20 protein-coding genes are annotated in these 22,342 nt (G+C 64.5%); 17 read left to right on the forward strand and 3 right to left on the reverse strand.

The window, feature by feature from the left end; all coding sequences use genetic code 11:
- Window positions 1–129: 129 nt before the first annotated feature.
- On the forward strand, window positions 130–1,098 hold the full coding sequence (locus K6G35_RS24120; RefSeq protein WP_035883896.1) for a Bug family tripartite tricarboxylate transporter substrate binding protein: 969 nt from the start codon (window positions 130–132) through the stop codon (window positions 1,096–1,098).
- Window positions 1,099–1,126: 28 nt separating this feature from the next.
- Window positions 1,127–2,320, forward strand: a complete 1,194-nt coding sequence (locus tag K6G35_RS24125) for a M24 family metallopeptidase (protein ID WP_008651983.1) — start codon at window positions 1,127–1,129, stop codon at window positions 2,318–2,320.
- 50 nt (window positions 2,321–2,370) lie between these two features.
- Here K6G35_RS24125 and K6G35_RS24130 read toward each other — a convergent pair whose 3' ends face one another.
- Window positions 2,371–3,423, reverse strand: coding sequence for an alpha/beta fold hydrolase (locus tag K6G35_RS24130; protein ID WP_008651982.1), 1,053 nt, complete (start codon window positions 3,421–3,423; stop codon window positions 2,371–2,373).
- Window positions 3,424–3,707: 284 nt separating this feature from the next.
- Here K6G35_RS24130 and K6G35_RS24135 point away from each other — a divergent pair, with 284 nt between their 5' ends.
- The 8 genes from K6G35_RS24135 to K6G35_RS24170 all read left to right on the forward strand — a co-directional run bounded on the left by K6G35_RS24135 (window position 3,708) and on the right by K6G35_RS24170 (window position 14,948).
- On the forward strand, window positions 3,708–4,556 hold the full coding sequence (locus tag K6G35_RS24135) for a hypothetical protein (RefSeq protein WP_035883894.1): 849 nt from the start codon (window positions 3,708–3,710) through the stop codon (window positions 4,554–4,556).
- Between the two features lie 48 nt (window positions 4,557–4,604).
- Window positions 4,605–6,704, forward strand: coding sequence for a hypothetical protein (locus K6G35_RS24140; RefSeq protein ID WP_495676451.1), 2,100 nt, complete (start codon window positions 4,605–4,607; stop codon window positions 6,702–6,704).
- 304 nt (window positions 6,705–7,008) lie between these two features.
- Window positions 7,009–7,764 (forward strand): histidine utilization transcriptional repressor HutC, encoded by a 756-nt coding sequence (hutC, locus tag K6G35_RS24145; RefSeq protein ID WP_008651975.1) that lies wholly within the window; start codon window positions 7,009–7,011, stop codon window positions 7,762–7,764.
- A 241-nt stretch (window positions 7,765–8,005) separates the two neighbouring features.
- Window positions 8,006–9,685: a urocanate hydratase gene (gene hutU / locus K6G35_RS24150; protein ID WP_035883892.1), complete on the forward strand. Its 1,680-nt coding sequence runs from the start codon at window positions 8,006–8,008 to the stop codon at window positions 9,683–9,685.
- Between the two features lie 15 nt (window positions 9,686–9,700).
- Entirely contained in the window at window positions 9,701–11,257 is a 1,557-nt protein-coding gene (gene hutH, locus K6G35_RS24155; protein ID WP_035883891.1) for a histidine ammonia-lyase, read from the forward strand.
- Window positions 11,258–11,342: 85 nt separating this feature from the next.
- Window positions 11,343–12,725: an amino acid permease gene (locus K6G35_RS24160; RefSeq protein ID WP_017514162.1), complete on the forward strand. Its 1,383-nt coding sequence runs from the start codon at window positions 11,343–11,345 to the stop codon at window positions 12,723–12,725.
- 16 nt (window positions 12,726–12,741) lie between these two features.
- Window positions 12,742–13,704, forward strand: a complete 963-nt coding sequence (hutG, locus tag K6G35_RS24165; protein ID WP_286881953.1) for a formimidoylglutamase — start codon at window positions 12,742–12,744, stop codon at window positions 13,702–13,704.
- Window positions 13,705–13,874: 170 nt separating this feature from the next.
- Window positions 13,875–14,948 carry a mechanosensitive ion channel family protein gene (locus tag K6G35_RS24170; RefSeq protein ID WP_035883888.1) on the forward strand — a complete coding sequence of 358 codons (1,074 nt, stop codon included), beginning with the start codon at window positions 13,875–13,877 and terminating at the stop codon, window positions 14,946–14,948.
- A 113-nt stretch (window positions 14,949–15,061) separates the two neighbouring features.
- Here K6G35_RS24170 and K6G35_RS24175 read toward each other — a convergent pair whose 3' ends face one another.
- A complete protein-coding gene (locus K6G35_RS24175) occupies window positions 15,062–15,487 on the reverse strand; it encodes a phasin family protein (RefSeq protein ID WP_008651961.1) in 426 nt (141 codons plus the stop codon).
- Between the two features lie 275 nt (window positions 15,488–15,762).
- On the opposite strand from K6G35_RS24175, the gene K6G35_RS24180 reads away from it, so the two are divergent.
- Both K6G35_RS24180 and K6G35_RS24185 read left to right on the forward strand, forming a co-directional pair.
- Entirely contained in the window at window positions 15,763–16,020 is a 258-nt protein-coding gene (locus K6G35_RS24180) for a hypothetical protein (protein WP_008651960.1), read from the forward strand.
- A gap of 142 nt (window positions 16,021–16,162) precedes the next feature.
- Window positions 16,163–17,344 (forward strand): GGDEF domain-containing protein, encoded by a 1,182-nt coding sequence (locus K6G35_RS24185; RefSeq protein WP_495676452.1) that lies wholly within the window; start codon window positions 16,163–16,165, stop codon window positions 17,342–17,344.
- A 46-nt stretch (window positions 17,345–17,390) separates the two neighbouring features.
- On the opposite strand, the gene K6G35_RS24190 is transcribed toward K6G35_RS24185, so the two are convergent.
- Window positions 17,391–18,080, reverse strand: coding sequence for a GntR family transcriptional regulator (locus K6G35_RS24190; protein WP_035883887.1), 690 nt, complete (start codon window positions 18,078–18,080; stop codon window positions 17,391–17,393).
- A gap of 200 nt (window positions 18,081–18,280) precedes the next feature.
- Here K6G35_RS24190 and K6G35_RS24195 point away from each other — a divergent pair, with 200 nt between their 5' ends.
- The 5 genes from K6G35_RS24195 (at window position 18,281) to K6G35_RS24215 (ending at window position 22,288) form a co-directional block, all read left to right on the forward strand.
- Window positions 18,281–19,975, forward strand: a complete 1,695-nt coding sequence (locus K6G35_RS24195; protein WP_286881955.1) for a thiamine pyrophosphate-binding protein — start codon at window positions 18,281–18,283, stop codon at window positions 19,973–19,975.
- A gap of 42 nt (window positions 19,976–20,017) precedes the next feature.
- Window positions 20,018–21,064 (forward strand): tripartite tricarboxylate transporter substrate binding protein, encoded by a 1,047-nt coding sequence (locus tag K6G35_RS24200; RefSeq protein ID WP_008647370.1) that lies wholly within the window; start codon window positions 20,018–20,020, stop codon window positions 21,062–21,064.
- A 154-nt stretch (window positions 21,065–21,218) separates the two neighbouring features.
- A complete protein-coding gene (locus K6G35_RS24205) occupies window positions 21,219–21,596 on the forward strand; it encodes a PaaI family thioesterase (RefSeq protein ID WP_495677128.1) in 378 nt (125 codons plus the stop codon).
- Window positions 21,597–21,808: 212 nt separating this feature from the next.
- Complete coding sequence (locus tag K6G35_RS24210; protein ID WP_008647360.1) at window positions 21,809–22,042, forward strand: hypothetical protein; 234 nt, start codon at window positions 21,809–21,811, stop codon at window positions 22,040–22,042.
- 27 nt (window positions 22,043–22,069) lie between these two features.
- Window positions 22,070–22,288, forward strand: a complete 219-nt coding sequence (locus K6G35_RS24215) for a DUF2188 domain-containing protein (RefSeq protein ID WP_008647358.1) — start codon at window positions 22,070–22,072, stop codon at window positions 22,286–22,288.
- Window positions 22,289–22,342 lie beyond the last annotated feature (54 nt).

Genomic DNA, 22,342 nt, shown 5'->3' on the forward strand with positions numbered 1-22,342 from the left:
CCACGCGCCAACCAGATTCCATTCCCACGTTTTCACGTAAACCCCAATTTTCGATGTTGATGTACCACATGGTACATTTCACGTCATCGCGGCCGATGGTGGCGGCGAGAGAACTCATCGGGAAGCAACATGGATTTGCGAAAGCTATTGGGAAGGATGGCCAGCATGGCCGTGGCGATGGCGCTGCCACTGATCGGACAGGCGCAGACATTTCCGACGAAACCAGTCCGGCTGGTGGTGCCGCAGGCCGGCGGCACGGGGAATGACGTACTGGCGCGCGCGCTGGCTGAAAAGCTCAGCCAGGCGTGGAAGCAGCCAGTAGTCGTGGAGAACAAGCCGGGCGCGAATGGGACGCTGGCGATTTCCTACGTACTGGGGCAGCCGGCCGATGGATACACGCTGTTCTTCGCGGGTGTTTCCAACCTCAGCTTCAACCCGTACCTCTATCCCAAGCTGCCCTATCAGCCGGCCAAGGACCTGACCGGCGTGGCAATGCTGGCGAACTCGCCATTCGTGTTCGTCGCATCGCCGTCACTGCATGTGCAGACCTTGCAGGACTTCGTGCGCCTTGCCAAGGCGCGACCCGGCGAGATCAGCTTCGCGTCGGGCGGTATCGGCAATTCCACGCATCTGGCGATGGAACTGGTGGCGGAGCGCACTGGCATCACGATGCAGCATGTGCCGTTCAATGGCACGGGTGGCTCGACAAGCCTGATGAACGGGCAGACGCCGGTGATGATGAACGTGGTGGCCGGCGTGCAACCGTTTATCGCGGGCAAGAAGCTGGTGCCGCTGGCGGTCACTGGCGATCGGCGACTGGCGGCATTGCCCTCGGTGCCTACCTTCAAGGAACTCGGTTACGACGTCCAAGTGCCGGGTTGGTATGCCATCGTCGCCCGCGCGGGCACGCCGCCAGCCGTGGTGCAGCAGATCAATGCCGATATCAACCATATCCAGGACGATCCGCAGTTCAAGGAGAAGCTGGGCTTCCAGTTCCTTGATGCGATCAAGGGCCCGCCTTCGGAGGTGGAGCGCTACATGAAGCGCGACGCCGACGCCTGGGGCCCCGTCATCCGCCGTCTCAACATTTCTCTCTGACTACCCTGACCGCTCTGATAAGAAAACCATGCCACATCTGACCAAAGCCGTGCATGACTATCGCCTGGCCGCGATGCATCGCCTGATGGACCGCCTGCGCGTGGATGCGCTGGTATTCGGCTCGCCGGACTTTTTCCAGTACGCGACCAATTTCCAGCTCGACGTGTGGCCATGGGAGCGCCCCGTGTTCGTCGTCGTGCCGCGCAACGGCGAGACGTTCGCCGTGATGAACGAGCTATCGACCAACCACATGCGGTTTGCCGCGGAGAAGGGCACGGTGTGGCTCTCGGACGTGACGTACTACGCCGAGCATCCCCGCGTGGCCAACCGGTTGGCCCTGCCGTCGCAACTGCCCGAAGTCGTGGCCGCATTGCTGGCCGCGAAGGGCCTCGGGATGTCGCGCATCGCCGTCGACGTTCAGCATCCGATCTTGACCGGCGCGCAGCGCTATCTTCCCGAGATGACGTTGCGTCCGGCGATGGCCGAGATGCGCAGCCTGCGCTGGGTCAAGCACGCCGAGGAGCTGCAGACCATGCGTGACCTCGCGGCCTTGACGGACTGGGTTCAGGACCGCTACCGAGAGAACATTCGTCCCGGCCGGCTAGTGCAGGAGCTCGATCACGCCATGGCGGCGCTGATGGTGGAAGAGGCTGCGCGACGTTTCGCGGGAGAGGACTTCGAGATCATGAAATGCTGGACGCTCACCGGCCCTGCCTCGGCGTCCCCGCATGGCGACGGCGCGGCGTGCGGCTCGCGCATCGCGAAGGGCGACACCATCGTCAACCTTGTATTGCCGAGATTGAACGGCCTCTACGTGGAGAACGAGCGCACATGGTTCTGCGGTCAGCCCAGCGATGAGCAGGCCAGGTTCTACAGCGTTGCGGCGCTGGCCACGGACGCTGCCGTGGCTGCGGCAGTGGTGGGCCGGCGTGTCTGCGACATGGACGCCGCCGCGCAGGCGGTGATCGAAAGCGCGGGGTGTGGCGATTACGTGTTCCACCGGACGGGCCATGCCGTGGGTCTGATGCTGCACGAGTATCCCGAGGATATGGCGTTCAACACCCGGCCGCTGCTCGCCGGCGAAGTCTATTCGTCCGAGCCGGGACTGTATGTGTACGGCCTGGGTGGCTTCCGCCTGGACGATACCGTCGTCGTTGGCGAGGTGCCGGAAGTCATGGTCAAGACGCCGAAGACGCTGAGCTACGCCACCGTGAGCCTGTAATGGGCGCTGGCCGGGCGGCCATGACGACTGCCCATCGCCTGCATGGTGCCTTAGCGCCGGTCCACGTCGAGCACCGCCTGCGCGAACGCGGCGGGCGCTTCCTGCGGCAGGTTATGGCCGATCCCGCCGGTCACGTTGCGGTGTTCGTACCGGCCCGTGAACTTGCTGGCATAAGCGCTTGGCTCGGGGTGAGGCGCGCCGTTGGCGTCGCCTTCCATGGTGATGGTGGGCACGCTGATGGTGGGCGCGGTGGCGAGCCGTTTCTCGATATCGTCGAACCGGGCTTCTCCGGTGGCCAGCCCTTGCCGCCAGCGATAGTTGTGCACCGTGATGTCGACGTGATCGGGGTTGTCGAACGCGGCGGCACTACGTTCGAACGTGGCGTCATCGAAATCCCACTTCGGTGATGCCAGTTTCCAGATGAGCCTGGCGAACTGGTGGGTGTACTTCTGATAGCCGGCGCGGCCACGGTCCGTGGCGAAGTAGAACTGGTACCACCACTGCAGCTCGGCCTCGGGCGGCAGGGGGACCTTGCCGCCGGCCTGGCTGCCGATCAGGTAGCCGCTGACCGAGACCAGCCCCCGGCAGCGGTCTGGCCACAGTGCGGCCATGATGTCGGCGGTGCGCGCGCCCCAGTCGAAGCCGGCCACCACGGCGTTCTGGATGCCGAGCGCATCCAGCAGCGCGATCATGTCGGCGGCAATCGCCGAGGGCTGACCATTTCGCATGGTGTCGGAAGACAGAAAGCTGGTGGATCCGTAGCCGCGCAGGTAGGGAATGATCACGCGATAGCCGCGCGCCGCCAGTAGCGGCGCTACGTCGACGAAGCTGTAGATGTCATACGGCCAGCCGTGCAGCAGCAGCGCGACGGGCCCGTTGGTCGGGCCGGCCTCCGCGTAGCCGACGTTCAGCACGCCGGCCTTGATCTGCTTGATCGGCGCAAAGCTCGTATGAGTGCCTGGCCGGGGTGAGGGCAGTGGCGTTGCGTGCGGCTGGCTGGTCTGGGCCCGGGCCGTCTGTGCCCCCCCGAATTGCGCCGCGGCCAGCGTCGCCGCAACAACTCCCATAAAGCCCCGTCGAGGCAAATTGACGATCTCCGGCATCTCTCGCTCCTGTGTGTGATCAACCTGTGCATGACTTTAGGTGGCGCAAGTAACCGGCATGTAGCGGCGGGCGGGGGGATTTGTATCGCAATGTATATGCCCCGGGGATTCCGGACAGGCCGATACACGCCTGCACCAGCTACGGCGTCCACGGCGGGCCGACCGGGGGAGATGGGCAAAACGGTCGCACTTGTCATCGTCAATCTTGGTGATGCGCCCCCGGCCGTTGCCACGTACGCTCGCCGGCACAAAACAAGACAACAGCCGGAAGGGAAGATCGAGCCATGACAAAGACCAGGAGATTCGCCGCAGCCACGCTATTCGGCATCCTTGCCGTGACCATCGCCGCGTGCGGGGGCGGCGGCGACGCAGCGGGGACGGGCAGCGCCACCGACGCCACGCCCGCCGCATCGTGCACGGTTGCCAAGCCGCAGTGCACGGTGTCGAGTTCGCCCGCGACATCGGCGGACAACCCGGTGCCGGCGGGGACGAACGTTGTGTTGACCGCGAAATGCGATACGTCCGTGACGCAGGCGGACTGGTTCACGAATGCCAAGACCTTCGCGAGTGGCATGAACGTCACGGTGAATCCCAGCGCGACCACCAGCTATGGCTTCGCCTACAAGAATTGCGCCGGTGGCGACGCGACGGGTCTGTGGGTGTATGTCGGCAGTGGGTCGAGCAGCGGAGGCAGCTCGGGAACGTCAACCGGCACGGGCGGAAGCGCCACGGTCGACAGCGGCGCGTCCGGGTCTGGCGGCCTCAAGTCCGGCGTCAGTGCCATGAACTGCGTGCGGATGGGCCACAACGCATCGGGTAGCACGACGATCACCAATACGTGCGGCGGGACGATTTCCTATACGTTCTGCAACCTCTACGCCGCTCCGGCCGGCGACACGGGCACGCTGTTCGTTTGCAAGGGCCAGCGCGCCACCTACAGCCCGAGCGGCTACGTCTATGAGCAGGGCTCCGATGGCCTGGGCGCCGGCAACACCCAGGTCATCCTGGGGACCCGCGTCAACAATCAGGTCACGTGGGTCATCGCCTGCGCAACCGGGCTGCCCCACATCACGAATTTCGACACGAGCACCATCGGCCCGAACTCGAAGGCCACTGGGATCTGCCTGCTCTGAGTCGGATCGAGAGTATTTTTTCAATACAGACAGCACGGAAGGGGAAATATGAAGCTCACGCCCATTGCGCTTTGCATCGCAGTGCTTGCCCTGTCGGCATGCGGTGGTGGTGGCGATTCTTCAACGGGGGGGACTACGACCACGACCACGCCACCGGGCACCACTGCGCCCACCAAGCAGGTCGTCAGCGGCGTTGCGGCGACCGGCGCGGCGATGCAAGGTGCCACGGTGACGCTGACGGACGCCTCGGGCAAGTCGGCAAGCTGTCCTGCCGATGCCACCACTGGTTCGTTCCAGTGCGACGTGACCGGTCTGACTGCGCCGTTCGTGCTGGCCGCCACGGGCAATGTAGCCGACTCGCAGGCCACGCTGATCAGCCTGAGCGCGACAGCTGGTACTCAGACGATCAACATCACGCCGCTCACCAACGCGATTGCAGCGACGATCATTGGCGACAACCCGACCAAGTTGCTGGCCGATACCGGTCTCCTGCAGTCCAAGGTCACGGCATCGTCGATCAGCACCACGGTGAAAGCGTACTCGGACGCGCTGGCCGCTCTGCTGGCCGCCACCGGCAACACCGGCGTGGATCTGATCTCCGGTCCGTTGACGGCCGGTGCGCCCGGGCTGGACCGTCTGCTCGATCAGGTAAAGGTCAACGTGCTGCCCAATGGCGGCGTGCAACTGACATCGGTGGCGGGCGCATCGAGCGATACGCCGACAATGCTCCAGCTTGCGCCCGGTGTTGCGCCGACGGCGGCCGACACCGCAAGCCTGCCAAGCGTGGCGACGATCGGCGGCCAACCGGTTTCCAGCTTGCCCAGCGCCAGCGATCTTGCCGGGCTGCAGGCGGCATTCAATCAGTGCTTCGCGGCGTCGACAACCGCTTCCGCCCGGTTGAGCGGAAGCGTGGCCGCCTGTGAGCAGATCATCGTCGATGATGTCGCGCCGGGCGCGCTGATGGCGGGTGTGCCCAGCAGCTACCTTAGCAACGGCGCGAATGCCGAGCAGGATCTGGGCTCCAGCATCGTCGGCGACGACGGCATGACTGGCGCGGTCTTCAGCCTGCCGGAGATCATTCGGGTCCAGGCGACCGACAAGGTCTGGATCAAGGTGTCCTGGACACGCGCCGATGGCATCCGCGATGGCATGCAGCAGATCGCGCAGATCGCGTTGCAGCCGTCGGCTCGGACGACCAGCGACAATGGCTGGCGTCTGGTCGGCAACCAGCGTCACGTGCTGAGCAAGGTCACGGGCAATGCGCAGCGCTGGGACTGGCTGAACGCCCCCAAAGCGACCACCGGCACCAATGCCTTCGTCAGTTCGCTGAGTTTGCAGGTAGGTATCACGGACGACCAGAACGTGCCGGTCGATTTCGCCGTGGTGACAGGCCCGGGGCTGCGTGCAGGGGTGCTGCTCAAGCCGAGCACCGGTGCGTGCGACACGCTCAATATCCACGCGCAGCTTGCGCCGGGTGACATGCAAGGTGTGGACGCCAGCGCGATTCCGGGCAAGTACTCGAGCAAGCTGAACAGCTGCCGCAATAGCTACCGTCTGGCCGGTGTTGCCCAGGATCCGGCCGCGCAGGCGCAGTTCAAATGGCCGGGCAGCAACGCCGCGTTCTCGAATCCGCAGTTGAGCGCCACGGAACTCGCGAACGTGACGCCGTTCGGTGTCTACACTTTCGCGATCTACCAGAAAGACAATGCGGCAGCCCCGGCCTACAGCTACGCGGTGCGTTTGCGCACACCGCCGCCGTCGCCAGATACGCTGCGCCAGTATGCGTGGCAGGAAGTCAGCAAGACCGCGCGTGATGCCCTGACGCCGGGTTCGGGCTCGGAGTTCGCTGGTGGGGCCACATTCCCGATGAGCTGGACCTCTGCATCGGGCGTGCCGTTCGTGAAGAAGACCAACGTGCAGATCCGATCGACCATCGGTGGCGCCCCGCAGGTATTCGTGAGCGGCAATGCGCGTGCCAGGCCGGCGGCCGCTAATACGGTGGTCAACGTGTCGGTGCCGGGCGATCAGGGGGCGGCGTTCCCGGCAGTTGCCGGGGCGACTGGCACAAGCGATATGTCGTTCGCGAACCTTAGCTGGTCTGATACGTTCGATCTGAGTTTCAGTACCAGCGTGGAGTACGACCACTAAAGTACGACCACTAAAGTACGACGACTAAAGTACGACGACTAAAGTACGACGACTAAAGTACGACCACCAGGCCAATCCCGGCGCGCCAGCCGCCGGCCACGGACCCCGCGTCTCGCAGTCGAGGCGCGGGGTTTCTTGCGTTGGTAGCCCGGGTATTTCCATGCCCGGCTTCACCCCACGCCAGGAGCGAATACCAATAGCCCGGCATTTGCGATAATGCTGGCAATTGTCTAATCATGTATAGGTGCGCGAATCGGTCAACGCGTCGCGCTTTATCCTTGCCCGGAGCTGGAGAACCCCAAGAATGCCGCGTCAAACGCCTGAGCTGACGATGGACAGCAGTGCCGAGGACGCGCCAATGCCGCTCTATCTGCGCCTGAAGCAGATGATCACCCGACAGATCGATACGGGCGCGTGGCCGGCGCATCATCGTGTGCCGTCCGAAAACGAACTGGTGGAACAGTTCGGCGCCAGCCGGATGACGATCAACCGCGCATTGCGCGAACTCACCGCCGAAGGCCGGCTCGTGCGAATGCAGGGCGTGGGCACGTTCGTGGCGGAGCCGAAGATGCAGTCTTCGCTGCTCGAGGTCAACAACATCGCGGACGAGATCGCGGAGCGTGGACATCGCCATCATTCCGAGGTGATCCTGGTGCGCGAGGAGCCCGCCGGCCCCGAGCGCGCGGTGGCGATGGATCTGCGCGAAGGCGAGAAGATCTTCCATTCCATCATCGTTCACTACCAGGACAACGTGCCGGTGCAGATCGAGGACCGCTACGTCAATCCGGGCCTGGCTCCCGACTACCTGAAGCAGGACTTCAGCGTCGACACGCCGAATGCCTATCTGCAAAGCCTTGCTCCCCTGACGGCGGGCGAGCATATCGTCGAGGCCGTAGTCGCCACCGCCGACGAGGCAAAACTCCTGCAGATCCCGCGCGCCGAACCGTGCCTGCTGATCCGGCGCCGCACATGGTCGGGCAAGCGCGTCGTGACGTTCGCCCGCCTGCTGCATCCGGGGTCGCGTCACCGCCTGGAAGGGCGGTTCGGCCCCGGCGCCTGACGCCCCCCCTTCGCTATTTCCTTGCTCCGCTGAGCCCCTGACCTTGCCGTGCCACTGTGCGGCAAGGTCCACTCCCGTTCCCTCCCGTTCCCTCCCGTCCCCTTTGCCGCGCTATCTGCTCGCCCTGAAAACGGGGTAAACCCCAGTACAAATCAACTTGTCTATACAATACTGTACAACCCCATCGGATGGCGCTGTGGCGTCATCGCCGTCGTGAACAAACCGTGGATGAGGAACAACCGTGAGCACCCCCAATCGTTACCGTGACGTAGAGATCCGCGCGCGGCGCGGCAATCAGCTTCAGGCCAGGAGCTGGCTGACCGAGGCGCCGCTGCGCATGCTGATGAACAACCTCGACCCGGAAGTGGCGGAGAACCCCAAGGAACTGGTGGTCTATGGTGGCATCGGCCGCGCCGCGCGCAACTGGGAGTGCTACGACAAGATCGTCGAGTCGCTTGTAACGCTGGGCGACGACGAGACACTGCTGGTGCAGTCGGGCAAGCCGGTGGGCGTGTTCAAGACGCATGCCGATGCGCCGCGCGTGCTGATCGCCAACTCCAACCTGGTGCCGCATTGGGCTAGCTGGGAGCACTTCAACGAGCTGGATGCCAAGGGTCTGGCGATGTACGGTCAGATGACGGCAGGTTCCTGGATCTATATCGGCAGCCAGGGCATCGTGCAGGGCACCTACGAGACCTTCGTCGAGGCAGGCCGCCAGCACTATGACGGCAACCTGACCGGACGCTGGGTGCTGACCGCGGGCCTGGGCGGCATGGGCGGCGCCCAGCCGCTGGCCGCGACGCTGGCCGGCGCATGTTCGCTGAACATCGAATGCCAGCAAAGCCGTATCGACTTCCGTCTGCGTACGCGCTACGTCGACGAGCAAGCCACGGATCTGGATGACGCGCTGGCCCGTATCGCGAAGTACACCGGGGAAGGCAAGGCCATCTCCATCGCGCTGTGCGGCAATGCGGCCGAGATCCTGCCGGAACTCGTGCGTCGCGGCGTGCGCCCGGACATGGTGACCGACCAGACCAGCGCCCACGATCCGCTCAATGGTTACCTGCCGATCGGCTGGACCTGGGACAAGTACCGCGACCTCGCGCAGACGAAGCCGGCCGAGGTGGTGAAGGCCGCCAAGCAGTCGATGGCCAAGCACGTCGAGGCGATGCTGGCCTTCCAGAAGATGGGCGTGCCCACCTTCGACTACGGCAACAACATCCGCCAGATGGCCAAGGAAGAGGGCGTGTCGAACGCCTTCGATTTCCCGGGCTTCGTGCCGGCCTATATCCGTCCGCTGTTTTGCCGCGGCATTGGCCCGTTCCGCTGGGCCGCGTTGTCCGGTGATCCGCAGGACATCTACAAGACCGATGCCAAGGTCAAGGAACTGATCCCCGACGACGCGCACCTGCACCGCTGGCTGGACATGGCGAAGGAGCGCATCAGCTTCCAGGGCCTGCCGGCGCGGATCTGCTGGGTTGGCCTGGGCCTGCGTGCCAAGCTGGGCCTGGCCTTCAACGAAATGGTGCGTTCGGGCGAACTGTCCGCGCCCGTGGTGATCGGCCGTGACCATCTGGACTCGGGCTCGGTGTCGAGCCCGAACCGCGAAACCGAATCCATGAAGGACGGCTCGGACGCCGTGTCTGACTGGCCGCTGCTCAACGCGCTGCTGAATACCGCCAGTGGCGCCACCTGGGTGTCGCTGCACCACGGCGGCGGCGTTGGCATGGGCTTCTCCCAGCACTCTGGCGTGGTGATTGTCTGCGATGGCACCGATGCCGCCGCCGCCCGTATCGCCCGCGTGCTGAACAACGATCCGGCGACCGGCGTGATGCGCCACGCCGATGCCGGCTACGAGATTGCCATCGATTGCGCCCGCGAAAACGGCCTGAACCTGCCGATGCTCGGCACCTCCAAGTAACTCCGGATTTGAACCATGTCGTACCAAGAAAATCAGCCAGTCTTCGCCCTGCATCTGCAACCCGGTGAGCTCACGCTCGCGCAACTGCGTGCCGTGCATCAGCAGCCCGTCAAGATCACGCTCGACGAGCGCGCCTTCCCCGCCATCGACCGCAGCGTGGCGTGCGTCGAAAACATCATCGCCGAGGGCCGTACGGCCTACGGCATCAACACCGGATTCGGCCTGCTGGCGCAGACCCGCATTGCCCGCGCGGACCTGGAGGACCTGCAGCGTTCGCTGGTGCTTTCCCACGCGGCAGGCGTGGGCGAGCCGATCGACGACGCGCTGGTGCGCCTGATCATGGTGCTCAAGATCAACAGCCTGGCGCGTGGCCTGTCCGGCATCCGCCGCAAGGTGATCAACGCGCTGATCGCGCTGGTGAACGCCGAGGTGTACCCGTGCATCCCGTTGAAGGGCTCCGTTGGCGCGTCGGGCGATCTGGCGCCGCTGGCCCATATGTCGTTGCTGCTGCTGGGCGAAGGCCGGGCACGACATCGCGGCGAATGGCTGTCCGCTCGCGAAGCGCTGGCCATTGCCGATTTGCAGCCGCTTACGCTCGCCGCCAAGGAAGGGCTGGCGCTGCTGAACGGCACGCAGGTTTCCACCGCGTATGCGCTGCAGGGTTTGTTCCAGGCGGAAGACCTGTACGCGGCGGCCAGCGTGTGCGGCGCGCTGACCGTCGAGGCAACGCTTGGCTCGCGCGCTCCGTTCGATCCGCGCATTCACGCTGCCCGTGGCCAGCGCGGCCAGATCGACGCGGCGGCGGTCTATCGTCACCTGCTGGGGGAGACCAGCCAGCTCGGCCAATCGCACGCGCATTGCGACAAGGTGCAGGACCCGTACTCGCTGCGCTGCCAACCCCAGGTCATGGGCGCCTGCCTGACGCAGATCCGCAATGCGGCGGATGTGCTGGGTGTCGAGGCGAACTCGGTTTCCGACAATCCGCTGGTATTCGCGCAGGAAGGCGATATCATCTCGGGCGGCAATTTCCACGCGGAACCGGTGGCAATGGCCGCGGACAACCTCGCGCTGGCCCTGGCCGAGATCGGCTCGCTCTCCGAGCGGCGTGTGTCGCTGATGATGGACCAGCACCTGTCGCAGTTGCCGCCGTTCCTGGTCGCCAATGGCGGCGTGAACTCCGGCTTCATGATCGCGCAGGTCACGGCCGCCGCGCTGGCATCGGATAACAAGGCGCTCGCGCATCCGGCCAGTGTCGACAGCCTGCCTACGTCGGCGAACCAGGAAGACCATGTGTCGATGGCGCCCAACGCTGGCAAACGTCTCTGGGAGATGGCCAGCAACGTCAAGGGCATCGTGGCGATCGAATGGCTGGCGGCCTGCCAGGGCATGGACTTCCGTGAAGGCGGCAAGACCACCGAAGCGCTGGAGCGCGCGCGCGGCCTGCTGCGTCAGTCGGTGCCGTTCTACGACAAGGACCGGTACTTCGCGCCGGATATCGAAGACGCCAGCGTGCTGATCGCCGAGCGTCACCTTACGGCCTTGCTGCCTGCAGGCATCCTGCCGAGCGTCTGACGGACGCTCGCGCCGGCGCCAAGCGGGCAAAGATCCGCGCGCCATGGGCCTTCGGTCCCAATCTAGACATCCTTCTGGAGACAGCTTGAAAAACCTGCAACGCAATCTGAGCGCGCGGCATATCCGCTTTCTCGCGCTCGGCTCGGCCATCGGCACGGGCCTGTTCTACGGTTCGGCATCGGCGATCCAGCTGGCCGGCCCGGCCGTTATCCTGGCGTACATCGTGGGCGGCGCGGCGGTCTACATGGTCATGCGCGCGCTGGGCGAGATGGCCGTGCGCGAGCCGGTGACCGGCTCGTTCGGCCGCTACGCCAGCGAGTACCTGGGGCCGCTCGCGGGCTTTCTTACCGGATGGACCTACATCCTCGAGATGATCATCGTCTGTCTGGCGGACGTGACCGCATTCGGTATCTATATGGGATTCTGGTTCCCCGAAGTGCCGCAATGGATATGGGTGCTCGGCATCGTCATGCTGATCTGCGGGCTGAACCTGTGCAATGTGAAGGTGTTCGGCGAGCTCGAGTTCTGGCTGGCGCTGGTGAAGATCCTGGCCATCGCGGCGATGATCATCGGCGGCACGCTGATCCTGTTCCTCGGCGTGAAGATGAATGGCGAGCATTCGCCGGGCCTGACCAATCTGTGGGCGCATGGCGGCTTCCTGCCGCACGGCGCGGGCGGGTTGATCGCGTCTCTGGCGGTGGTGATGTTTGCTTACGGCGGCATCGAGATCATCGGCATCACCGGCGGTGAAGCCCAGAATCCGGAGAAGGTGATTCCGCGCGCGATCAACGCCGTGCCGGCCCGCATCCTGCTGTTCTACGTGCTGACGATGACCGTGCTGATGGCCATCTTCCCGTGGACCGGCATCGGTAGCCAGGGCAGCCCGTTCGTGCAGATCTTCTCCGGGCTGGGGATCAAGTCGGCAGCGGCGGTGCTTAACCTGATCGTCATCTCGGCCGCCATCTCGGCAATCAACAGCAATATTTTTGGCGCTGGCCGCATGATGTACGGCATGGCGGAGCAGGGCCAGGCGCCGCGCCTGTTCGCCACTACCTCGCGTCATGGCGTGCCCTGGGTGACGGTGCTGGCGATGGCTGCTGCCTTGCTCGGCGGTGTGGTGCTGAACTACCTGATCCCCGAACAGGTGTTCGTGATCATTGCGTCGATTGCGACCTTCGCCACCGTGTGGGTCTGGCTGATGATCCTGCTGTCGCAGGTTGCCATGCGACGCCGCCTGTCGGCCGAAGAGGTCCGCGCCCTCAAGTTCAAGGTACCGCTGTGGCCGGTCGGTCCGGCGCTGGCGATCGCCTTCATGCTGTTCGTGATCGGCGTGCTGGGGTATGTCGAGGACACGCGCGTGGCACTGTACGTTGGCGCGGGCTGGGTCGTGCTGCTGTCGTTGGCCTGGTTCCTGCGGGCCAAGCCGAAGGCGGACGCGCTGCTCGCCCGGGAAACCCGTGTTTCGTGAAACGGACGCACGGCAAATGACGGCATTGACGCAAGCCGAGGCCCCTGATGCGGTCTGGCAGGGGCGCGCCGATACCGGCGAGCGCGGGGATACGCGGCGGCTGTTCAATATCGTCCAGCCGCTGGCCGTAGCGGCTACCGACGATCTGGCCGGCGCTGCCGTGCTGGTTGGCTTCGCGTGCGACGCAGGCGTCAGGCGTAACCAGGGCCGTGTTGGTGCGGCCGATGGCCCGCGCGGCATTCGACGCGCCCTGGCCAGCCTGCCGGTTCATGACGTGGCCGCGCTCTACGATGCAGGCGACGTGCGCTGCGAGGGCGATGCGCTCGAAGATGCGCAGCGGGCGCTCGGTGAAGTCGTCAGGGCGCAACTGGACCGTGGCGCGCTGCCCATCGTGCTCGGTGGCGGGCACGAAGTGGCCTGGGGCACCTGGCAGGGCCTCAGGGCGCATCTGGATGCGGCGGGCGACGCGGGCCGCGTCCTGATCCTCAATCTCGATGCGCATTTCGATTTGCGGACTGCGCGGCCCGGCAGTTCCGGCACGCCGTTCGACCAAATTGCGGAGGCGTGCCGTGCCGCAGGCCAGCCGTTCGACTATGTGTGTCTCGGCGTCAGCCGGCTCGGCAACACTGCATCGCTATTTGCCCACGCGCAGGCGCTGGGAGTGCGCTACGTTGAAGACACCGAGATGCAGGAGCGCCATCTCGACCACAGACTGGCCGAGGTCGACGCGATGCTGGCGCAGGCCGCGCATGTCTACCTGACGATCGATCTCGACGTGCTTCCGGCAGCCGTCATGCCCGGTGTCTCCGCGCCTGCGGCGTATGGCGTGCCGATCAGCGTGATCGAGGCCATCGTCACGCACGTGCGCGGTAGCGGCAAGCTGCGCGCGGCAGACCTTGCGGAGTTCAATCCGCAGTTCGACCGTGATGGTCAGAGCGCCCGCGTTGCCGCGCGGCTGGCGTATCGACTGATCCGCTGATCCGTTGATCGGTTGCATGGCCGGCGTGTGCCGCGCCGAGTAACCAGGCGTGGTGCGATGCTTGCGTCGCAAAGTCTGTGGAGCGCAGACAACATCGGTGAAACTTCTGTCCCTTCGTCGTGTCGGTTACTTGGTAACCGGCATCACGCCTCCCCTGATGAAGGACGCCGATGAATCTTCCTCTTCTTCTCGATCACCCCTGGTTTGGCACGTGGACGGCGGCCCTGGTTGCGGTCGTTATCGTGCTGCTGGCACATCGCATCGGCAGCCTGCTGCTACTGCGGATCACGCGTTCCGCCCAGGTACTCCATCCCATGGTCGTCAAGGCGCGGGTCCCGTCGAAGGTGGTTCTGCTGCTGCTCGCGTTGCAGACCGTCTGGCAGGCCGCTCCGGACGAACTGCGCTGGATCGACAATGTGCGGCATGTCAATGGCCTGCTGTTGATCGCCGCCATGACATGGCTCGTGGCGCGGGTCATTGCCGGCTTCGCGCAGGGCGTGCTGGACCGGCACCCCGTGGATGTCGAGGACAACATGAATGCCCGCCGCATCCATACCCAGACACGCGTGCTCTCGCGCATTGCGATGGCGTTGGTGGTGGTGATCGGGGCGGCGATGTTGCTGATGACGTTTCCCGGCGCGCGGCAGGTCGGCGCCAGCCTGCTGGCCTCGGCAGGTGTGGTCGGGCTGGTCGCCGGCCTGGCTGGCAAGACGGTGTTCAGCAATATGATCGCGGGGTTGCAGCTTGCCTTGACGCAGCCGATCCGGCTCGACGATGTGCTGATCGTCGAAGGCGAGTGGGGCCGAGTCGAGGAAATCACGGCGACGTACGTGGTGCTGCGGATCTGGGACGAGCGCCGCCTGATCATCCCGCTGCAGTACTTCATCGAGAAGCCATTTCAGAACTGGACTCGCAACAACTCCCAGCTATTGGGCTCGGTGTTCTTCCATGTCGACTACGGGATGCCGCTGGCGCCGCTGCGCAAGGAGCTGGAGCGCATCGTGAACAACGCGCCCCAGTGGGATCGGCGGTTTTTCAACCTGGTGGTCACCGACGCAACGGAACGCACGATGCAGATTCGCGTGCTGTGCACCGCCGCATCCTCGGGTCTGGCGTGGGATCTTCGCTGCGTCGTGCGCGAGGGGCTGATCGACTTCATGCAGCGCGAGTATCCGCAGTTTCTGCCGCGGATGCGCATTGATGGCGAGGCGGGACGAACGGGAGGCAATGGCGCGCAGGACTAGGTGCCTGCCACCAGTCGGTTCTCCGTATAGATGCCGTATTCCAGATCGATCAGACGTTGACGCTTCCAGGCCTGCGGACCCGGCCGGTCAGGCCGGGTTTCGCCGCCAGGAGGTTACTTGCCGCCTGGCTTCATCAGGCTTTTCGCTTCCGCGATACTCTGCTCGGCACGTTTGGTGATCACGGCCAGTGCCTCGGCTTGCGATTTCTGCGCCATTTCCGCCAGTTCGCGCATGTTGTTGAAGGCTGTCTGCAAGCCTTGCTGCACGAGTTCGCCCTGTCTGGTCATGGCCTCTGCGGGATTGCCGCTCGTGGCCATCTTCTGGGCCGTGGCCTGAATCTCCTGCATGCTCTTGCTCAGGATTTCGGTCTGCTTCTGCACGAGTGCCTGCATGCCCTCGTAGGCGATCCTGTTGGCCTCCGCGAGGGCTTCAATATCCTTGCGCCGCGCTTCGATGATCGAAGTCATGTCGACGCCGGGGAGCTTGTACTGTTCCAGCAGTTTGGTGATGTCGGTGAACGGATTGGGCGCGGTAGCCATGACGGATCTCCTTGTTGGGATAGAGCAAGCAGAAGTCGAGCGGCGCTGGCACACGGGTGAAGTCGCCCGATCGCCACGCGGCAGGCTAAGTGTAATGCGTGCCGCAAGGGAACTGGGGAATGAATAGGGGGGGTATCGCCTGGGCGCGCCGAGCGGCTGACACGGCACTTGGGTCCGCGTGTCGTCCAGGCCGGGCAAGCGGCCTGATAGCCGGGCCCGATCCCGTTGCATAATGCCCTCCGGCGCGAACGCCGCCAACACTATGGAAATACGACATGACGATGAAGACCGAAGAGCAGGTGCAAGCCGAGATTGCTGCCCTGAAGGCGCTGCAGCCGCAACTGCCGGAGCGCGCCCGCAAGGCCGTTGACGCCGCGTTGATGGTGTTGGAGAAGGGGCTGTCGCACGACAACGTCTACGACATGTTCGAGGAAGGTACCGAGGAATTCGAGGACGCCTTTGCGGCGCGCATGTGGCGCGAAGGCGCTCCCGGTAGCGAATCGCTGTCAGTGCTGTATCGCGAGCTGATCTGACAGGCAGGAGGTTTCTGCTAGGCAGATCAAGGATTGAGGATTCTTGCCGGCTGCCAGGCCGTAATAGGAGACAATGGCGCACATTCAATGACCGCCGGGCCGACTGGTCGCCCACGCGCTTATGTCCGAAGCAGACGTCGAAATGAGTTTCGCTGTTGATCCGGTTCGGGTCGAGTTCTCGGATCCGGGGCTCGAGCGGGAGTTTCAGCAACACCATCTGCGGACCACGCGCGCGTCGTTGCGCGTCACCTTGGTGTTCTGTTCGCTGTTTTATCTGGCCTTTTCCCTGACTGATCTCGCCGCGCTGGGCTTTGGGACGTCGTTGCTCGTGCTGTTGCTGGGGAGAATCGCCGTCGCGCTGACTGCCTGCGGCGGTCTGTATCTGATTCGCCGGAAAACCGAGTCGGTGCTGGCCCACCGGGCGGTGGCCAGCGCGGCGGAGGTCGTCGGGATGGCGATCTTCATGCTGGTCGTCTGGTTCCGTCCCGGCGAGTTGCCCTGGCACGCGATGTCGCTCTGCATCATGCTGATCGTCATCTACGTCTTCATCCCGAATCGGCTCATTACCGCAATCGGCATCGCCCTTGGCGCGACGGCGGCCTTCATCGCGCTGGCCGTGATGAGGGGGGAGTCGAGATTCTCCGACGAGGTCACGATGGCGATGCTTCTGCTGCTGACCAACAGCTTCGGCATCATCGCGGCGCGCCGCTATCACCGGCTGTGGCGCGACGAGTATCGGGCGCTCAGTACATTGAAGGCGCTATCCATCCGCGACCATCTCACAGCCTGCTTCAATCGCCGCCATCTGCACACGACGCTGCTGCCGCAGGTGCTGGAGCGGGCTCGCGCCGAGCGTCGCTGGCTGACGCTGATGGTTTGCGATATCGACCATTTCAAGCGCGTCAACGACAACCACGGCCACCAGGGTGGCGATGCCGTGCTGATGCACGTCGCCATGCTGCTGCAGGACCGCATCCACGAGCCACGGGACAGCGTCGTTCGCTACGGCGGGGAAGAGTTTCTGCTCGTCATGCCGCAGATGGACTTCGAGTCGGCCGCCAGTCTGGCCGAGGACATGCGCGCCGCAGTGGCGGACAGCGAGGTGCCGGGCCCCGATCGCAAGCGCATGCGCGCCACGGTCAGCATCGGGGTGCTCTCCGTCGATTTCTCGGCCAGCGATACCGAGGTCACCGAAAGCGCGTTGATTGCCGCTGCCGATATGCTGCTCTATGAAGCCAAACGGGCCGGACGGAACAGCATCCGGACCCGGCTTTGGGCGGATATGGTGTCCACCCACGCTGTCTTGAGTATGCGAACGGCCTGATTGAGCGCCGAACGCATGGGCCGGCATCCATCCGCTTCAATCGGCTTCAGTCCGCTTCACCCTCCAGATAGACGCGCGCCAGGCCCTTCTTGATGGCGTCGACGATCTGCTCGCGGCGTAGCGCGATATGCGAGGTCAGGTGGGCCTCCGCGCGTTGCCAGTCGTGCGCCTTCAACGCGTCGACAATATCGGCGTGCTCGCTCTGGGTGGAATCGCGCCCCACGTTCTCCATGTCGATCCAGCGGATGAAGCGAATGCGCTCATTCAGGCTGGCCAGCATCCGGCGCAACTCCGCATTGCCGGACAACTCCGCGATACGCAAATGAAAGCCCTCGTCCAGTTCAACGAGTTGCTGTGCTGGCGTATCGGGCGAGACCGAACGGCTGTGTTCCAGGTATCGGGCCAATTCCTCGACCCCCTCCGCTGACGCACGCTCGAACGCAAGCCGCAGGCATTCGCGTTCGACGGCGACGCGCGCCTCATACAGGTCCTGCATCTCGCGGATGTCGAGCGGCCGGCGGACGTAGCCACGGCTCGACTCCTCCAGGAAGCCATGCGTGGCCAGCCGCGCCAGTGCCTCGCGCACCGGCGTGCGGCTCACGCCAAGTTGCTCCGCCAGTTCGATTTCGTTGAGACGCTCGCCCGGTTTCAGCGCGTAGGAGATGGCCATGTCGCGCAGCGTCTGGAACACGTCGGAACCGCGCTTGCGCCGAGTCGTGGAAATAGGCGAATTCATGCTTGTTTCTGCCCGATGGGATTCTTGAATCGCACGGATCATACCGCGCGCGCTACCAGATGCCCTTGTCAGCACCCGGCATCGGCAATTGCTGTCCGGATTCTTGCATACGTTTCAGTATACTTAAAAGTATTCTTTCGAGTATGCTCCATCGGACGCCGGCGCTCCCTTCACCCGGCCGATCAATGGAGATCAAGCGGATGACCAAGATGAACGGCGCCGAAGCGATGGTGCGTATGCTCCAGCTCAACGGTGTGAAGCACATTTTTGGCTTGTGTGGCGATACCAGCCTGCCTTTTTACGATGCTCTGGCCCGCCTGGACCACGGCATGGATCACGTGCTGGCGCGCGACGAGCGCAGCGCCGCCTACATGGCGGATGCCTACGCCCGCGTCACGGGCAAGGTCGGCGTGTGCGAGGGTCCGAGTGGCGGTGGTGCCACATATCTGTTGCCGGGCCTGGTGGAGGCCAACGAATCGTCGGTGCCGGTGCTGGGCATTACGTCCGATGTATCCGTCAACTCGCGCGGCAAATACCCCCTGACCGAGCTGGACCAGGAAGCTCTGTATCGGCCACTGACCAAGTGGAACACCACGATCGACCGTGCCGATCAGATTCCGGACGCCGTGCGCGCCGCCTTCCGCGCCATGACGACCGGCAAGCCGGGCTCGGCGCATCTGTGCCTCCCCTACGACGTTCAGAAGCATGATGTGGACCCGGCCGGGATCTGGGCCCAGGCCGGTCACGATCGTTTCCCGGCGCTGCGCTACGCGCCGGACCCCGACGAGGTGGATCGCGCCGCGCGCCGTCTGACCGAAGCGCGCGCGCCGCTGATCATCTGCGGCGGTGGCGTGGTGATTTCGGGCGCCTGCGGTGAGTTGGACACGCTCGCGACTTCGCTCAACGCGCCGGTGTGCACTACGGTCAGCGGCCAGGGCAGTCTGGCCGATACGCACCCGCTCAACGCCGGCGTGGTAGGCGCCAATGGCGGCATCCTGGCCACCCGCGATCTGGTGGCCAATGCCGATGTCGTGCTGTTCATCGGTTGCCGCGCCGGCTCCACCACTACCGAGCACTGGCGCTTCCCCGGCCGCAACGTGCCGATCCTGCATATCGACATCGATCCAATGGTGATCGCGGCCAACTACAACACCGACGTCGGCATGGTGGGCGATGCCTTGCTGGCCCTGCGCATGTTGAACGCCGCGGTGCGTGACCGACTGCCGACGCGCCGCGCCGACACCGCCGACGGGCGCGCGCTGGTGGAAGTCGCGCGCGCGGCCAAGCGTGCGGGCTTCGCACCGCTGGCGGCCTCGCTGGAGCGGCCGATCAAGCCCGAGCGCGTGGTCGACACGCTCAACCGCCTCTTGCCCGAGGACGCCATCGTGGTGGCGGACCCCGGCACGCCTTGCCCGTATTTCTCCGCCTATCACGAGAGCCGACACGCCGGCAGGCAGTTCATCACCAATCGCGCGCATGGCGCGCTGGGCTTCTCGCTGGCGGCCGGTATTGGCGCATCGCTGGGTCGCCCCGGCACCACGGTTGTCTCCGTGATGGGGGATGGCAGTTTCGGCTTTACCTGCGGCGAGATGGAAACGCTGGTACGCCGCCGCATCCCGCTGAAGATGATCGTGTTCTCGAACTCGGTGTTCGGCTGGATCAAGGCGAGCCAGAAGGCCGGCTACGACCGCCGCTACTTCTCGGTGGATTTCAGCCGCACCGATCACGCGCGCGTGGCCGAGGCCTTTGGCGTGCGCGCGTGGCGCGTGGAAGATCCCGCGATGCTCGACGCGGCCATTCGCGCCGCGCTGGAGCATGACGGTCCCGCGTTGGTGGACGTCATCACGCAGGAGTTGCAGGACGCCGCGGCACCGGTCAGCCAGTGGATGGGCTGAGTCGATATCTGCTTTGCATCTGGATGACAGGAGGGCCGTACCATGCTGTTCCCTTGTTTTTCCTCGCGCCGGCAAACCACGCCGGCCGCTTCTGGCGGGATGCCGCGCGCGCAATGCGGCAGGCTTGCCGTCATCGCCGCGCTGTCCGCGCTGTGTCTGCCCGGTGGCATGTTGCCGACTTCCGCCTGGGCGGATAGTGGAACGCCATTGAAGCTCGTCGTCACCTTCCCGCCCGGGGGCAGCACGGATATCGCCGCGCGCATCGTGCAGCCCAAGCTGGCGGAGGTGTTGGGGCGTCCCGTGGTGGTGGAGAACCGTCCCGGCGCCGCGAGTCAGGTCGCGACGCAGTACGTGGCGCGCTCCGCGCCGGACGGCAACACCTTGCTGATCAGCTTCGATACCCATGCGATCAATCCCATCGCGAAATCCCGGCTGCCGTATGACACCTTCAAGGATTTCTCCGGTGTCACGCTGGCGCTGCGTTTCCCACTGGTGATCGGTGCCAATCCGTCGGTGCCCGGCAAGGACCTGCGCGGATTCCTGGATGCCGCGCGGCGCGCGCCCAATCAGTACAGCTACGCGTCCACGGGTCTTGGTTCGATGAACCATCTTGTCGCCGAGGACTTGAAGCGTCAGGCCGGGGTGGAACTGCTACACGTGCCTTACGCCGGCGGGGGGCCGGCTGTGCAGGCCGTGCTGGGGAACGTGTCGAGCCTGACGCTGCTGAGCTACGCCGCGCTCAAGGGCCAGATCGCAGCGGGGCGCATCAAGCCCCTCGCTGTCACCGGCGCCACGCGACTGCCTGATCTGCCCGATGTGCCGACGGTGGCGGAGTCCGGATTCCCGGGCTTCGAGGCGTACTCGTGGATTGGCGTGTTCGCACCGTCCGGCACACCGCCGGCCGTGGCGCGTAAGCTGACCAGCGACTTCCAGGCTGCCCTCAATGATCCGGAGACCCACCGCAAGCTGACGCAGGCAGGGTTCGAGGTGATGGCCACCGACGGCCCGGCGCTTGATCGTTACGCGCGCGAGCAGTATGAGCGCTGGAAAGCCTTCGTCGCGAAGACGGGGCTGAAGCTGGAGGAGTAGGAGAGTAGGGGAGCGGGGACGCTCCGGCTCGCCAGGCGGTTTCCATGCCACAATCCTGCGCACACGACAACGCACAAAAGGAGACGGCACGGTGACACCCGCCAACGCAAACTTCGTGGAAGCTGTCCAGGCGAGCTTTCAATCCCAGAACGTCATGCATCTGATCCGCGCCACGCTGCCCGTGGTGGAGGCGGGCAGAACCGAGATTCATGTGCCGCACTGGGACGGCATCGAACAGCAGCATGGTTACGTTCACGGTGGCGTGGTCGGTACCATCGCCGACTCGGCAGGCGGTTACGCCGCGATGTCGCTTGTGCCGGCGGGCGCGTCGGTCCTGACGGTCGAGTACAAGCTGAATCTTCTGGCGCCCGCCAATGGCGACAAGCTGATTGCCCGGGGCAGCGTCGTCCGCGCGGGACGCACGCTGATCGTGACGCAGGCCGAAGTGTTTGCCGTTGAAGGATCGAAGGAGACGCTTTGCGCGCTGATGCAGCAGACCATCATGGTCATGCATGGCAAGGCGGAAAAATAGCGCCTGTATCCATACTCGACATTGCCTGATTGCATCCCTGATCGAAGCCGATAGTGGTCTGCGACAGTGGCCCGTTTTCGTGCTGAAGTTCCAGTCGGTTCGCATGGCGCCGTGACGGACGCACCCCTTCTCGCAGAATAGGAAAACGTCCTACATCGCTGCCCGCGGATACCGAGTAGAACTTATTCATACCCACTTCTACCGGATCATGCATGTCGACATCTATCGTGAAGGTGCTGGTCACCCAGGACAACCACTGGGCCGTGGAATCCGAAGGCCAGCTGAATGCATACGCGTCTCGTGGCGCCGCGATTGCCGCGGGGGTACACAAGGCCATTAAAGAACGTGCAATGTTGATGATCTATGAGCGCGAAGCCCACGCAAGCGAGTCGATCGAACCAATCGAGTCAAGCGACGTGGGTGTGCTTGCCAGGGTGCCGGCATAGCGCCATCGAAGTCAACGGAGACGCAGCATGTCAGGCGACATTCATGTGCTCCCTCACGGCAGTGAGTGGGCCATCGCAATCGAAGGGACGGGAACCCGCACGCGATATCAGACACGAGAGGCGGCCATCGACATTGCCACGCAACTGGCGAAGCGAACAAGGGCTGAGTTGCTGATACACGGGCGCGACGGCCAGATCCATGAACGGAGCACGTTCGGTCACGGATCGCCTGACACCAGGGGATAACGAAAGTCCGAGGACTCCTTCTTTCGAACATGCCCCCTTTTCGGCCGCGACCGC

The organism is Cupriavidus sp. HY129, from assembly GCF_059492215.1.